The organism is Microbispora sp. H11081 (genome assembly GCF_012999535.1).
Taxonomy (GTDB): Bacteria; Actinomycetota; Actinomycetes; order Streptosporangiales; family Streptosporangiaceae; genus Microbispora.
In genome coordinates this window covers 680,266-694,390 of the sequence record NZ_JABBWV010000001.1, presented here as the reverse complement: position 1 = coordinate 694,390, position 14,125 = coordinate 680,266, and the positions used below count along the sequence as shown (strand labels likewise).

Sequence of the window (14,125 nt, the reverse complement as noted above, 5' to 3'; positions counted from 1 at the left end):
ACGGGGGGCGGCGGGCCTCCGGCCCGTCCGCAGGAGCAAGTGCGAGATCATGACCAGCTTTCTGGCACGCCGCGTCGCCGGCGCCCTCGTGATCCTGTTGATCATCAGCGCGATCACGTTCTACCTCTTCTACGCGATCCCGCGTGACCCCGCCCGGGCGTTCTGCGGCAAGATCTGCCAGCCCGAGACGCTGGCGCTGATCCGCCACAACCTCGGCATGGACGAGCCGCTGTTCGTGCAGTACTGGCACTGGCTCGTGGGCATCTTCGCGGGCCGCGAGTTCGTCCAGTTCGGCGAGTGCCCCGCGCCGTGCCTCGGCTACTCCTTCGCCACCCAGGAGCCCGTCTTCGGCGCCATCGTCGACCGCTTCCCCGTGACGCTGTCGCTCACCCTCGGCGCGTCCGTGGTCATCCTGGCGTTCGGCATCCTCACCGGAATGATCGCGGCGTGGAAGGTCGGGCAGCCGCTCGACAAGATCGCCAGTGCGTCGTCGGTCATCGGGGCGTCGCTGCAGATCTACTTCGTCGGGCCGCTGCTGGCGTTCTACCTCGTGGACACCATGCGGCTGATCCCGCGCCCGTCCTACGTGCCGATCACCGAGAGCCCGGTGGAGTGGTTCACCCACCTGATGCTGCCCTGGGTGGTCCTGTCGATCATCTTCACCGCCAACTACACGCGCATGACCCGGTCCCAGATGGTCGAGCAGCTCGCCGAGGACTACGTGCGCACGGCGCGCGCCAAGGGCATGTCGAACCGGTCGGTCTTCTTCCGCTTCGCCTGGCGCGGCGCGATGATCCCCATCGTCACGATCTTCGGCGTCGACCTGGCCACGCTCCTGGGCGGCGCGATCATCACCGAGCAGACGTTCAGCCTGCACGGCATCGGCGAGCTGGCCGTACGCGCGGTGCAGAACACCGACCTGCCGATGCTGCTCGGCGTGACCATCGTGGGCGCGGCGGCGATCGTCCTGCTGAACATCGTGGTGGACGTGCTCTACGCGTTCATCGATCCGCGGGTCCGCCTGAGCTGAGCCCCGCCCCACCGAGTCGAACCTGGAACTGGAGCAGCAAGTGACCACCGTGTCGTGGAGCGGCGAGCCGGGGACCTCGAGCGGCCCCGGGCCGTTCCTGTCCGTCCGCGACCTGACCGTCGAGTTCAGCACCGAGGACGGCATCGTCCACGCCGTCGACGGCCTGTCCTTCGATCTGGAGAAGGGCACAACTCTCGGCATCGTCGGCGAGTCCGGGTCGGGCAAGTCGGTGACCAACCTCGCCATCCTCGGCCTGCACGACCCCGCCCACACGAAGATCGGCGGCGAGATCTGGCTGGAGGGCCAGGAGCTGGTCTCCGCGGGCTCCGGCACGATGGAGAAGCTCCGCGGCAACCGCGTCGCGATGATCTTCCAGGATCCGCTGACCGCGCTGTCGCCGTTCCACACGATCGGCCGGCAGATCGGCGAGGTCTACCGCAAACACAAGGGCGCGAGCAAGAAGGAGGCACGCGAGCGGGCGATCGAGATGCTCCGCCGCGTGGGCATCCCCCAGCCGGAGCAGCGGGTGGACAGCTACCCGCACGAGTTCTCCGGCGGCATGCGGCAGCGGGCGATGATCGCGATGGCGCTGGTGTGCGACCCCGAGCTGCTCATCGCCGACGAGCCGACGACCGCGCTCGACGTGACCGTGCAGGCGCAGATCCTCGACCTGCTCAAGGAACTGCAGCAGCAGTTCGGCACGTCGATCATCCTGATCACCCACGACCTCGGCGTCGTCGCCAACACCGCCGACAACGTCCTGGTCATGTACGCGGGGCGGGCGGCCGAGCGCGGCTCCGTACGCGAGGTGCTGCGCGAACCGCGGCACCCCTACACGTGGGGCCTGCTGTCGTCCATGCCGCGCCTGAACTCGCCGGTGGACGTGCCGCTGATGCCGGTGCGCGGCACTCCCCCGAGCCTGCTCAACCCGCCGTCCGGCTGCCCGTTCCACCCGCGCTGCGACTACCCGCGGCTCGCCGGGCCCGAGTTGTGCTTCACCCAGCGGCCGTCCCTGTCCCCGGAGACCGGGCACGGGGACGCCTGCTACCTCACCCTCGACCAGAAGAGGGAGCTGCGCACCGCGCGGGCCGGCGAGGGCGCGCAGGCCAAGGACACCACGCAGACCGGGGACGACGCATGAACGAGACACTGCTGGAGCTCAAGGGACTGGTCAAGCACTTCCCCGTGCGCGGCGGCGCCCTGATCAGGCGCCAGGTCGGGGCCGTCCACGCGGTCGACGGCATCGACCTCGCGGTCGGCGCGGGCGAGACCGTCGGGCTCGTGGGCGAGTCGGGCTGCGGCAAGTCGACGACAGGCCGGCTGGCGTCGCGCCTGCTCGAACCCACCTCCGGCCAGGTCCTGTACCGGGGGCAGGACATCAGCCACCACTCCCGCAGGCAGCTCAAGCCGATCCGGCCCGAGATCCAGATGATCTTCCAGGACCCCTACAGCTCCCTCAACCCCCGCCAGACCGTGGGCACGATCATCCGCGGGCCCATGGAGGTCAACGGCATCGAGCCGCCCGGCGGGCGCATGAAGCGGGTCCAGGAGCTGCTGGAGATCGTCGGCCTCAACCCCGAGCACTACAACCGCTTCCCGCACGAGTTCTCCGGCGGCCAGCGGCAGCGCATCGGGGTCGCCCGCGCCCTGGCGCTCGACCCCAAGCTCATCATCGCCGACGAGCCGGTGTCGGCGCTCGACGTCTCCATCCAGGCGCAGGTGGTGAACCTGCTGCAGGAACTGCAGCGCGAGCTCGGCATCGCGTTCCTGTTCATCGCGCACGACCTCGCGATCGTCCGGCACTTCTCCCAGCGGGTCGCGGTCATGTACCTCGGCAAGATCGTCGAGGTCGGCGACCGCCAGTCGATCTACGAGCGGCCCCGGCATCCGTACACGCACGCGCTGCTGTCGGCCGTACCCGACCCGGACGTGTCGAGCGAGCCGCGCGAGCGCATCCGCCTGGCGGGCGACGTTCCCTCGCCGATCAACCCGCCGTCCGGCTGCCGGTTCAGGACGAGGTGCTGGAAGGCGCAGGACAAGTGCGCCACCGAGGTGCCGCCCCTGGTGCGGCTCAGCGGCAACCGCGAGGGTCACCTCACCGCCTGCCACTTCCCCGAGGCGCCCACCACCCAAGGCGAAGACGTCGTCCTCGACCCCGCCCTAGCGTGATCTTGGAGTTTGTCGCAGGAAACCCTCCGACCTCGGCCTCCATACGCCGTGATCTTGCAATTAGTCGCAGGCTTCCCCCCTGACCTGGGCGAACACTCGGCGTGATCATGCAGAGGGGTCCGGTACGCCCGGCCGACCTGCGCCTTCACCGTCCGTGATCTTGCACTCGGTGGCACACTGCAAGATCACGGACGGCGTTCTCCCTGTTCAAGGGCATGAAGCGGCGGAACACTGCAAGATCACGAAGCGTGGATCGGCAGGTCAGGCCGTACCGCTGCGACAAACTACAAGATCACCACCGGGGTGGGGTGGCGCGCTCGGCTAGGCTTCTGAGCTCCTCGACGGCGCGAGCGGGGTCGTCCGCGCCGTAGACGGCGTTGCCCGCCACGAACACGTCGGCTCCCGCCTCGGCGCAGCGCTCGATCGTCTCGGTGGACACGCCGCCGTCGACCTGGAGCCACACCTCGCCGCCGTGCTTGTCGATCAGCGCCCGCGCCCGCGACACCTTCGGCAGCACGATGTCGAGGAAGCGCTGCCCGCCGAAGCCCGGCTCGACGGTCATGACGAGCAGCATGTCGATCTCGGGCAGCAGGTCCTCGTAGCCCTCGACGGCGGTCGCCGGGTTCAACGCCAGACCGGCCCTCGCCCCTGCGGCGCGGATCGCCCGCAACGTGCGTACGGCGGCCTTGGCGGCCTCCGCGTGGATCGTGACGCTGGCCGCTCCCGCCTCGGCGTAGTCCGGCGCCCACCGATCGGGGTCCTGGATCATGAGGTGGCAGTCGATCGGCGTCGAGGTGGTCTTCAGCAGAGACTCGACGACCGGCAGGCCGAGCGTCAGGTTCGGCACGAACTGGTAGTCCATCACGTCGACGTGGAGCCAGTCGGCGATGTTCTCCACCCGTGCGGCCTCGTCGGCGAGGCGGGCGAAGTCTGCGGACAGGATGCTGGGCGAAATCTGAACGGCCATAGTGCCTGCAGTCTATTTCGCCCTGCCGCCCGTCCCGCCTCTCCCCCGGCCACGCAGCGACACCGGAGACGCACGAAACCGGCCCCGCACGGCACCCGAGCCGCACGCGGCTCCTCGCCTAGGGACGGCGCAGCAGCGCGAGGAACATCGCGTCCGTGCCGTGCCGGTGCGGCCAGAACTGCGCGTACGGCCCGTCGCCGAGGCCGGGCACCTCCGGCAGGTACGCGCGCGCGTCCAGCACCTCGACCCGGTCGCGTACGTCCTCCACCACCGCCCTGGTCTCGGCCAGGTGCGGCGAGCAGGTGACGTACGCCACGACGCCGCCCGGCCGCACCGCCTCCAGCGCCGAGTCGAGCAGCCGGCGCTGCAGCGCGGTGAGCTCGGGGATGCTGCGGGGGTCGCGCCGCCACCGGGCCTCCGGCCGCCTGCGCAGCGCGCCGAGCCCGGTGCAGGGGGCGTCGAGCATCACCCGGTCGAAGGCGCCGGGCCGCCACGCGGGCCTGGTCCCGTCGGCGGTGATCACCTTCGCCTCGCGCGTGGTGCCCCACACCAGCCGGGCACGGTGATACTGCAGGTCGGCGCCGAGCAGCCGGGCGCCCCGCCCCGCCGCCACCGCGTCGAGCAGCCCGGCCTTCCCGCCGGGGCCCGCGCACATGTCGAGCCACGTCGCGTCGCGGTCGAGCGGCACCCGGGTCAGCGCGAGCGCGACGAGCTGGCTGGCCTCGTCCTGCACCGCGGCCCGCGCCTCCCCCACGGCCGCGATGGCGCCCGGGTCGCCCTCCGGCAGATAGGCGGCGTACGGCGAGTAGGCGGCCCGCTCGGCCCCCGCCTCGACCAGCTCCTCCACCGTGGCCCGTCCCGGCCGCGCCACGAGCGCCACGCGGGGCCGCTCGTTGTCGGCGTCGAGCAGCGCGGCCGTCTCGTCCACGTCCCCGCCCACCGCGTCCCGCAGGGCGGAGACGATCCAGCGCGGGTGGCTGAAGGTGACCGACAGGTTGCCGACGGGATCCTGGGCGCGCGGCGGGGCGACGATCTCCAGCCACTCTTCCAGTGTGCGGCCCGCCACCTTGCGCAGCACGGCGTTGGCGTAGCGGGACGGGCCCGCCCCCACGCGCAGCCGTACGAGGTCGATGGTGGCGCTGACCGCCGCGTGCGGGGGGATCCTCGTGCGCAGGAGTTGGTGCACGCCGAGCCGCACCGCGTCGAGCAGCGGCGGGTCCACCTCCTCCGGCGGCCGGTCGCTGCACGCGGCGATGACCTCGTCGTAGGTCCCGAGACCGCGCAGCGTGCCGTACGCCAGCTCGGTGGCGAGCGCCGCGTCACGTCCGGTGATGCGCCGCTGCCGCAGCAGCGTCGGCATGAGCAGGTTGGCGTACGCGTCGCGCTCGTCGACGGCCCGCATCAGGTCGTAGGCGGCGTTGCGCGCCTCGTCACGGGGCGGACGTCCACGGCCGGGGCCTGGCCTCCGCTGCCCGGCCTTCGCGGCGTGCGCGGACGGCCCGCCGTGCCCGGGTCGGGCCTGCCCCGCGCTGCCACCGGGGCCGCCTCCGTGGCCACCACCGGGGCCGCCGCCTTGGGCACCTCCCTGGCCGCTCCCCTGACCGCGCCGCGCGCCGCCGCCCTGACCCTTGCCCTGCTTCACGGTGTCACCTTCGACCCTGCTCAGACCCTGCTAAGACATGCTGCTTTCGGCACCGCCAACGTGCCGATCGTCCGGCGTGCCCGCCGTCTCACGCGCGGCGGCGCGTACGTCCTCCCGCGCGGCCACGGCCCGGCGGGGATGGTCCTTCAGACCAGGGTCTCACCATCCGCGAACCGGACGCCCCGGCCCCACTCGGCCGCCGTCATCTGCCGCTTTCCCTGCGGCTGCACCTCGCCGAGCTCCACCGGGTGGGTGCCGGTCCCGACGAGGACGGTCTTCCGCGTGGCCGCGATCTCGCCGGGGGCGAGCTTGCCCGCGTCAGGCGAGAGCCGTACGGGCCCGATCTTGACCCGCTGGCCGCGGAACTCGGCCCACGCGCCGGGAGCCGGCGTGCAGGCCCGCACCAGCCGGTCCACCCGCATGGCGGGCGCGGCCCAGTCGATCCTGGCGTCCTCCACCGTGATCTTCGGGGCGAGGCTGACGCCTTCCCCGGGCTGGGGACGCCCCTCCAGCGTGCCGTCCTCGACGCCGTCGAGCGTGGCCAGCAGCAGGCCCGCGCCGGCCTCCGCGAGCCGGGCCAGCAGCGCGCCGCTGGTGTCGTCAGGGCGGATCTGCTCGGTGAGCACGCCGAACACCGGGCCCGCGTCCAGCTCCTTGACGATGCGGAAGGTCGAGGCCCCGGTGACGTCGTCGCCGCGCAGCACGGCGTGCTGCACGGGCGCCGCGCCGCGCCAGGCCGGCAGCACCGAGAAATGCAGGTTGATCCACCCCTGCGGGGGGATGTCGAGCGCCGCCTGCGGCAGCAGGGCGCCGTACGCGACGACCGGGCAGCAGTCGGGCCCGATCTTCCTGAGGCGGTCGAGGAACTCCGGGTCCCCGGCCTTGGCCGGCCTGAGCACCTCGATCCCCGACTCCTCGGCGAGCTGGGCCACGGGGCTGGGGTGGACCTTGCGCCCCCGGCCCGACTGGGCGTCCGGGCGGGTCACCACGGCCACCACCTCGTGGCGCGGCGAGTCGAGCAGCGCGCGCAGCGACGGGAGCGCGGTGTCGGGAGTGCCGGCGAAGACCAGGCGCACTACAGCGCCCTTCCCTGCGTGGCGTGCGGCGAGACCTTCACCACCGGCGCCGACAGGCCGCTCCACTCGGCCTCGCGGATCGCCTTCATGGCGAGCTTGCGCTGCTTGGGATCCAGCCGGTCGATGAACAGCACCCCGTCGAGGTGGTCGGTCTCGTGCTGGAAGCAGCGCGCCATGATGTCGGTGCCCTCGAGCGTCACCGGCTCGCCGTACATGTTGAAGCCCTTGGCCACCGCCCTGATCGCGCGCGGTGTCGGGAACGCCAGGCCGGGGAAGGACAGGCAGCCCTCCTCGCCCTCCTCGTCGATCTCGCCGCCGAGGTCCAGGTCGGGGTTGATGAGGTGCCCGAGCTGCTCGTCCACGTAGTAGGTGAACACGCGAAGGCCGACGCCGATCTGCGGCGCCGCCAGACCGGCGCCCGGCGCGTCCATCATCGTGTCGGTCAGGTCCTTGACGAGCTTGCGCAGTTCCTTGTCGAAGTCGACCACCGGCTCGGCCGGGGTGCGCAGCACCGGGTCGCCGAACAGGCGGATCGGCTGAATGGCCAAGGGTTGGCTCCGTTCACGTCACGTACATGAGGAGGATCACCCCAGTCTACGGGCGTGAGCGCACCTTCATCGCCGTCTTCCTGGCCGTCTTCGCGATCAGCGGATCGGGGTGGTGCCTGCCGAGCATCTCCAGTACGGCGAGGGCGTCGGGGTGGTCGGCCCTGCCCATCTCGGGCACCAGCGTGAGCAGGTCCTCGCCGAGGAGGTCGAAATGGGCCACGGAGTCGACCGGGGCGCCGATGTAGAGCAGGGCGGCGAGGGTGTCCACCGCGACCCAGGCGCCGTCGCCCTCGCCGAGGGCGGGCGCCTCCAGGTCGCGCACGCCGAGCCAGGCCGCGGCGTAGCGCCACATCATCGGCTCGTCGAGCGCCTCCCGCACGGCCTGCTCCGCCTCCGGGCCCAGCTCCTCCAGCACGGTCCCCGCGGTGCCCCGCTGGGCGGCGTTGCCGGACGCGGCGATCTTGATGAGCTCGCGCGCCGCGTCCTCCGGCACCCGGCGCTCCAGCCAGAGCGTGGCGGCGCTGGCCGAGGCCCGGCCGGTCAGCATGGCGTCGATGAGCTCGGCGGCCCCCAGCTCCGCGAGCGCGGCCACCTCCCCGAGCGACGGCGCGTCGTGGCCCTCCCTGAGCAGGTCGCGGCGGACGGCCCAAACGCCCGGCTGGGTGAGCCTGACCAGCTCGCCGGTCAGCTCGATCAGCCCGCAGTACTCCAGCAGCGCCATCGCCGCCGCCAGCTCCCCCGGCAGGGTCATCCGCAGCCGCCGCAGGTCCGCCGGGCGCGCCTCGCAGCCCACCTCGTGGGCCTGGAGGATGCCGCCGGCCAGGGCCGCGAGCGGCATCCCCTCACGCACGGAGTAGATCGTCGCGAGGATCTCCGTCAGGTGCTCGTCGACGACGGCGGACCCGGTCAGGCCCTCCTCTGTACGGTCGAGCACGTCCATGACCACGCCGTCCCAGAACTCCATCGGGTCGGGCACGCCGGGCCCGGGGCGGGCCCCCTGCCGGGTGACCTCCATGAGACGGCCGTTGACCGCGACCACCCACAGCAGGCGCAGCCTGCCGGCCTCCAGGCCCAGCGCGGCGACCGCCGCCTCGGCCTCGGCCGGGTGCGGCATCCCCTGCTCGGTCACCTCGCAGAATCCCCGGGGAGAGGCCGCGCAGCGATCCGCGACCCACTCGGCGAGGCGGCGGGCGTCCCGCACGAGCGGAACCTCCCGCACCGCGTGGACGAGCTCCTCGTCCGGGACGATCTCGACCGGCGGGAAGGTGAGCACGTCGCTGTCGGCCATTCCAGCAACTTACTGCACAGCAGTCACCTGATGCCCCGGGAACGAGCCTTGAAAGCCGCTTTCCGGGCGGCCTTGGCGGCCGCCTGGTCCGGCAGCGTACTGCCCAGCAGCTCGAGAACCTCGACCACGTCGGGGTGGTCCACCCGCCACATGTCCTCGATCAGGTGCGCGGGCGGCCCCGAGGCCGCGATGTTCTCCGCGAAGCCCTCGGGGTCGGCCTCGGCGGCGGGCAGCGCCAGCGCCAGCATGTCGACGCTCATCCACAGGACCTCCTCGGGGGTGAGCGCGGGCGCGTCGAGACCGCGCGAGGACAGCCAGTGGATGGCGTGCGGGCGCAGTTCTGCGTCGTCCAGGTAGGACCGCACGACCGCCGCCGCCTCGAGGCCCAGGCGGTCCACGATGGTTACCGCGACCCCCCGCACCTCCGCCGGGGCCCCGGCCACGGCGGCCAGCAGCTCCGCCGCCGCCTGCTCGGGGGTGCGCCGCGACAGCCACTCGGCGATGTCCCGCTCTGCCGCCTCGTCCGCCGTGCCGTCGCCGATGAGGCCGGCGATCAGCCCGCTCGCGTCGCCCTCGGCCGGGGCCGGGGCGAGCGGCGCGTCCAGGCCCATGCCGGCGTACAGCTCACGCAGGCCCCACAGCGCGTGCGGGGTCAGGGCCAGGCCGTCCTCGGTGGGCTGGACCGTTCCCATGTAGGTCAGGGCGCTCAGCGCCTCGTCGAGCCTGCCGACCGGCCGCCCGGCGGCCACCTCGCGCAGGTAGTCGGCCAGCGCGTCCACCGGGATGGGCGACTGCAGCCGGTAGAGCAGGTCGTGGATCTGGGACATCCCCTCGTCCACCACCGCCTCCCCGGTGAGCGGCCCGCCCCTTTCCACGAGGAACTCCAGCGCTCCCCGCCACAGGCCGAGCAGCTCGTCGTCCTCGCGGGCGCTCAGGTCCGCGAACACCTCCCCGGTCACGACGGCCGTGCCGTCGAGCCGGGCGAGGCCCAGGTCGAGCGCGAGGCGCCAGGCCGGCTCGGGACGCGCGACGCCGAGTTCGGCGGTGCACTCGCGCGCGTCCCTGACCCGCAGGGACCGGCGCGTCGTCACCGTACGGCCGCCCTCGACCAGCCACGCCACCACCCGGTGGGCGTCGCGCAGCAGCGGCACCTCGCGTACGGCGCGCGCCACCTCATCGCGCGGCGCGAGCCGCACGGGCGGCAGGGGCGCGCAGCCGGGGCAGTCGCAGTCGTCGCCGTCGTTCTCCGCGGACGCGCCCTGGGCCGCGTCGATCTCCAGCGAGTCGGGCCCGATGGCGCTGAACAGGCTCTTGGCCATGCCGAACTTGGACGTGTCGGCGAGCGCTCGCGGCATCTCCGGCTCGATGCGGTCGATGGTCTCCCGCATCCTGGCGGCCGTCTTCGTGCCGATCTCCCCCGTGTCCAGCAGGAACTCGACCAGCGTCCGCGCCGCTGCGACCGTCTCCGGCGCGCTCTCCGGTGGCGCGATCACCTTGCGCGGGTAGATCTCCAGCAGGAGCTCCTCGAAGGTTCCCGGCCGGAAATCACCCAGTTCGTTCACCTCCAGGTAGTCGCTGGCGTAGTCGCACAGCAGACGCACCTCGTCGACGTCGACCTCGACGGTCCGCTCCCGTCCCCAGGCGCGGAGGCCGTCGATGGCCCGGTTCACCCATTCGATCGACACACAGGCACGCTAACGGCTCGCTTTGTGCGAGGCGAATCGGTCAGATGAGATCGAGAGGATCGATGTTCACACGTACCACGTCAGCCGCCTTGCGCGCGGAGCGCACACCGGACGCGCCCTTGAGCGCGCGGGCCAGCGCGGAACCGAGGTGGCGCGGCACCCGGACCATGGCCCGATCGGGCCCGCCCTCCACCGGCACCGGCCCGAGCACCTGCGCTCCCACGGGCAGGACGGCCTCCGCGAGCGTCTCCCTGATGGCCGCGGCCGGCCCCGTCAGGGTCGCCATCCGCACGGCGGGCGGGAAGCCCAGCTCGGTCCGCTCGTCGAGCTCGCGTTCCGAGAAGGTGACCGGGTCCCAGCGCAGAAGGGCCTGTACGGCGGGCACCGCGGCGTCGGCCAGGACGACCAGCTCCCCCGCCGGCCGCAGCAGGGCGGCGGCGTTGGCCCAGCGCCGCAGCGCCTCCTCGGCCGCCCGCAGGTCGGGGCGGCCAAGCAGCGCCCAGCCGTCGAGCAGCACCGCGGCCGCGTAGCCGCCGTCCGGCACGGGCTCGGCCCCGGGCGTCGCCACGACCAGCGCGGGGGCGCCGCCGACCGTCGCGAGCACGCCGTCGCGCCCGCTGGTGCGCACGGCGACAGAGGGGAAGGCCCGGCCCAGCTCCTCCGCGGTGCGCCGCGCGCCGACGATGACGGCCCGCACGCCTGACCCGCCGCAGGACGGGCAGCGCCAGTCGCCCGCGATCCGGCCGCACCAGCGGCAGTAGGGCACCGCGTGACCGCCGCGCAGCGCGAGCGGGCCGGAGCACACAGGCCCCATGGCCGGGTGCTCCGCGAACGCCGACCCCGCCGCGGGTCCCGCCCCAGGGAGCGTCGCTGGGAGCGCCGCGGCGGGAGGCGCCGCCGGCAGCCCGGAGCAGCGCGCGGGGGCCCGGCAGTGCCGGCATGCCAGCGCGGGCAGGTAACCCCTGCGCGGCACCTGTACGAGCACCGGCCCGTGCTCCAGACCGTCCCGCAGCGCCCGCCAGGCGACGCTGGGCAGGCGCGCGGCCCTCGCCGCCTGGTCACGGGCCAGCTCCGCGTCGTCGCCCGCCGGACGCACCCTGGGCGCCCTGGCCCTGACCACCGCCCGGTCCGGGACGAGCGGGGCGGCCCAGCCCGTCTCGACGAGCGCCGCCGCCTCGGCCGTACGCGCGTAGCCGCCGACCAGCAGGCCCGCCCCCGCCTGGTGGGCGCGCAGTCCGAGCACCTCCCTGGTGTGCGCGTAGGGCGCGTGCCGCTCGGCGTGCAGGTCGTCGCCGTCGTCCCAGACGACCGCCAGCCCCAGCCGGGCCACCGGCGCGTAGGCCGCGGGGCGGTTGCCCACCACGATCCCGATCTCGCCGCGCAGCGCCTTGAGCCAGCGCCGGTAGCGCTCCGCGGGCCCGAGGTCCGCGGTGATCGCCACGTGCGGCGTCTCGCCCAGGGCCGCGGTCACCAGCGCCACGTCCTTGCCGTCGGGCACCACCACGACGACGCCCCTGCCGCCGTCCAGGGTCGCGCGCGCGGCGTCCGCGACGGCCCCAGGCCACGTCGGCCCGCCGTCGTCCGTGCCCGGCAGAGCCGTCCAGACGGCGCGCGGCGCCCTGCCCTCGGCCAGCGCCTCCAGGAAGGACGCGCCCGCCGGGTAGGCCCGCCAGGCGTCGCCGTACGCCTCCGCCGTCCGCCCCGCGCCCGTCTCTCCCGCCGCGCCTCCGGGCTCCGTGCCCGTGCCGACTGTCCCGGGTGCGCGCTGCCCGGCCGGTGCGGGGGTCTCCCCGCCGTCGGACGCCGCACGGCGGGCGGGTGCCCTCGCCTCGGACTCGACCCGCGCGTGACGCGGCGGAACGGCCAGCCGCAAGACGTCCGTCATGGTCCCGGCGTACCGGTCGGCCACGGCTCGGGCCAGCCTGGCGATGTCGGGGGTGAGGACGGGCTCCGGGGAGATCACCCGCTCCAGGAAGGACAACCTGCCGCCGTGCTCGCTCTCAGCGAGCCGTTCGAGGAGATAGCCGTCGGCGAGCTGACCGGCGAAGCGGACCCGCACCCGGCAGCCGGGCACCGCGTCGGCGTCCATGGAGGAGGGCACGAGGTAGTCGAAAGGCCGATCGAGGTGCGGCAGCGGCGTGTCCACCACGACCCGGGCGACGGGCGACTCCCGCGCCGGCTCACGCGCGCCCTTGGCCGCGCCCCTCACCGGCGCCTTGCCCGCGACCCTGCCCGCGCGCTGCCGCTCGGCGCTCGCCCGCTCAGGGGCGCCGGAGGGCACCGGGAGGAGCGCCTCCTGCGGGTGCGGGACTCGGGTCGGCTCGGTCACTCCTACGTCCTACCAGACCCGGCGCACCGCGATCCCAGGGACGCCCGCGGCTGTGGACAGGCCGGCCGGGCGGCGGCGCGCACGACAGCGGCGCCCGCCGTCGGGGCGGGCGCCGCGGTGGCGACGATGGTCGCCGTGCTCGTCAGGAGCGGATCACAGACCGGCGGCCGTGCGCAGGGCGTCGGCCCGGTCGGTGGACTCCCAGGAGAAGCCCTCACGGCCGAAGTGGCCGTAGGCGGCGGTCTCGGAGTAGATCGGGCGCAGCAGGTCGAGGTCGCGGATGATCGCGGCGGGCCGCAGGTCGAAGACCTCGAGCACCGCGTCCTGGATCACGTTGACCGGCGCCTTCTCGGTGCCGAACGTCTCGACGAACAGGCCGACGGGCTGGGCCTTGCCGATGGCGTAGGCGACCTGGACCTCGCAGCGGTCGGCCAGACCGGCCGCGACGACGTTCTTGGCGACCCAGCGCATGGCGTAGGCGGCAGAGCGGTCGACCTTGGACGGGTCCTTGCCGGAGAACGCGCCGCCGCCGTGGCGGGCCATGCCGCCGTACGTGTCGATGATGATCTTACGACCGGTGAGCCCGGCGTCGCCCATGGGGCCGCCGATCTCGAAACGGCCGGTCGGGTTGACCAGCAGGCGGTAGCCCTCGGTCTCGATCTCCAGGTCGGCCAGGATCGGCTCGACCACGTGCTCGCGGATGTCCGGGGTCAGCATCTCCCGCAGGTCGATCTCCGGGGCGTGCTGGGTGGAGACGACCACGGTGTCGAGGCGGGCCGGGCGGTCGCCGTCGTACTCGATCGTGACCTGGGTCTTGCCGTCCGGGCGCAGGTAGGGAACCGTGCCGTTCTTGCGGACCTCCGACAGGCGCCGGGCCATCCGGTGCGCGAGGGTGATCGGCAGCGGCATCAGCTCGGGGGTCTCGCGGCAGGCGTAGCCGAACATCAGGCCCTGGTCGCCCGCGCCCTGGCGGTCGAAGTCGTCGGCGCCCTCGCCCTCACGGTGCTCGTAGGCGTCGTCGACGCCCTGCGCGATGTCCGGGGACTGCGCGCCGATGGACACCGACACGCCACAGGAGGCGCCGTCGAAGCCCTTGTGGGAGGCGTCGTACCCGATCTCGAGGATCTTCTCGCGGATCAGGGCGGGGATGTCGACGTAGGTCTCCGTCGTCACCTCGCCGGCGACGTGGACCTGGCCAGTGGTGATCAGCGTCTCGACGGCGACCCGGCTCTTCGGGTCGTCCTTGAGCATGGCGTCGAGAATCGCGTCACTGATCTGGTCGGCGATCTTGTCCGGGTGGCCCTCGGTGACCGACTCGGAGGTGAACAGGCGACGGGACAACTCAGGGCTCCTCATGCAGCGGCTGCTGACGTCCATGAGCGACCGGCGGC

Annotated in this window: 11 protein-coding genes; 3 read left to right on the top strand and 8 right to left on the bottom strand. The window is 73.4% G+C overall.

Translation table 11 applies throughout. From position 1 onward, the window contains the following. The first annotated feature begins 49 nt into the window (after window positions 1–49). From HHX31_RS03075 to HHX31_RS03065, 3 genes are read left to right on the top strand one after another with little or no spacing between them, the layout of a single operon-like run. Window positions 50–1,030: an ABC transporter permease gene (locus HHX31_RS03075; RefSeq protein ID WP_169944757.1), complete on the top strand. Its 981-nt coding sequence runs from the start codon at window positions 50–52 to the stop codon at window positions 1,028–1,030. Between the two features lie 40 nt (window positions 1,031–1,070). Next, on the top strand, window positions 1,071–2,171 hold the full coding sequence (locus tag HHX31_RS03070; protein WP_169944756.1) for an ABC transporter ATP-binding protein: 1,101 nt from the start codon (window positions 1,071–1,073) through the stop codon (window positions 2,169–2,171). Further along, complete coding sequence (locus HHX31_RS03065; protein WP_169944754.1) at window positions 2,168–3,199, top strand: ABC transporter ATP-binding protein; 1,032 nt, start codon at window positions 2,168–2,170, stop codon at window positions 3,197–3,199. Before HHX31_RS03070 ends, HHX31_RS03065 begins: the two co-directional genes overlap by 4 nt. 292 nt (window positions 3,200–3,491) lie before the next feature. On the opposite strand, the gene rpe is transcribed toward HHX31_RS03065, so the two are convergent. The 8 genes from rpe to metK all read right to left on the bottom strand — a co-directional run bounded on the left by rpe (window position 3,492) and on the right by metK (window position 14,075). Continuing rightward, a complete protein-coding gene (rpe, locus tag HHX31_RS03060; protein ID WP_169944752.1) occupies window positions 3,492–4,166 on the bottom strand; it encodes a ribulose-phosphate 3-epimerase in 675 nt (224 codons plus the stop codon). A 118-nt stretch (window positions 4,167–4,284) separates the two neighbouring features. Further along, window positions 4,285–5,568 (bottom strand): RsmB/NOP family class I SAM-dependent RNA methyltransferase, encoded by a 1,284-nt coding sequence (locus HHX31_RS03055; protein WP_249345524.1) that lies wholly within the window; start codon window positions 5,566–5,568, stop codon window positions 4,285–4,287. Window positions 5,569–5,954: 386 nt separating this feature from the next. After that, complete coding sequence (gene fmt, locus HHX31_RS03050; protein WP_169944748.1) at window positions 5,955–6,884, bottom strand: methionyl-tRNA formyltransferase; 930 nt, start codon at window positions 6,882–6,884, stop codon at window positions 5,955–5,957. Next, the gene (def, locus tag HHX31_RS03045) at window positions 6,884–7,432 is read right to left on the bottom strand and encodes a peptide deformylase (protein ID WP_169944747.1); all 549 of its coding nucleotides are present in this window, start codon (window positions 7,430–7,432) and stop codon (window positions 6,884–6,886) included. The genes fmt and def overlap by 1 nt, the downstream gene beginning before the upstream one ends. A 46-nt stretch (window positions 7,433–7,478) precedes the next feature. Further along, window positions 7,479–8,720: a hypothetical protein gene (locus HHX31_RS03040; RefSeq protein ID WP_169944745.1), complete on the bottom strand. Its 1,242-nt coding sequence runs from the start codon at window positions 8,718–8,720 to the stop codon at window positions 7,479–7,481. A 23-nt stretch (window positions 8,721–8,743) separates the two neighbouring features. After that, window positions 8,744–10,405, bottom strand: coding sequence for a hypothetical protein (locus HHX31_RS03035; RefSeq protein ID WP_169944744.1), 1,662 nt, complete (start codon window positions 10,403–10,405; stop codon window positions 8,744–8,746). Between the two features lie 40 nt (window positions 10,406–10,445). Then, the gene (locus HHX31_RS03030; protein ID WP_169944742.1) at window positions 10,446–12,734 is read right to left on the bottom strand and encodes a primosomal protein N'; all 2,289 of its coding nucleotides are present in this window, start codon (window positions 12,732–12,734) and stop codon (window positions 10,446–10,448) included. A gap of 153 nt (window positions 12,735–12,887) precedes the next feature. Beyond that, the gene (gene metK / locus HHX31_RS03025) at window positions 12,888–14,075 is read right to left on the bottom strand and encodes a methionine adenosyltransferase (RefSeq protein WP_169944740.1); all 1,188 of its coding nucleotides are present in this window, start codon (window positions 14,073–14,075) and stop codon (window positions 12,888–12,890) included. Window positions 14,076–14,125: the final 50 nt, after the last annotated feature.

Excerpts from the sequence above, each read along its gene's own strand:
- HHX31_RS03040 (WP_169944745.1), bottom strand. The coding sequence starts at position 8,720 with ATGGCCGACAGCGACGTGCTCACCTTCCCGCCGGTCGAGATCGTCCCG.
- rpe (WP_169944752.1), bottom strand. The coding sequence starts at position 4,166 with ATGGCCGTTCAGATTTCGCCCAGCATCCTGTCCGCAGACTTCGCCCGC.
- HHX31_RS03075 (WP_169944757.1), top strand. The coding sequence starts at position 50 with ATGACCAGCTTTCTGGCACGCCGCGTCGCCGGCGCCCTCGTGATCCTG.
- HHX31_RS03065 (WP_169944754.1), top strand. The coding sequence starts at position 2,168 with ATGAACGAGACACTGCTGGAGCTCAAGGGACTGGTCAAGCACTTCCCC.
- HHX31_RS03055 (WP_249345524.1), bottom strand. The coding sequence starts at position 5,568 with ATGCGGGCCGTCGACGAGCGCGACGCGTACGCCAACCTGCTCATGCCG.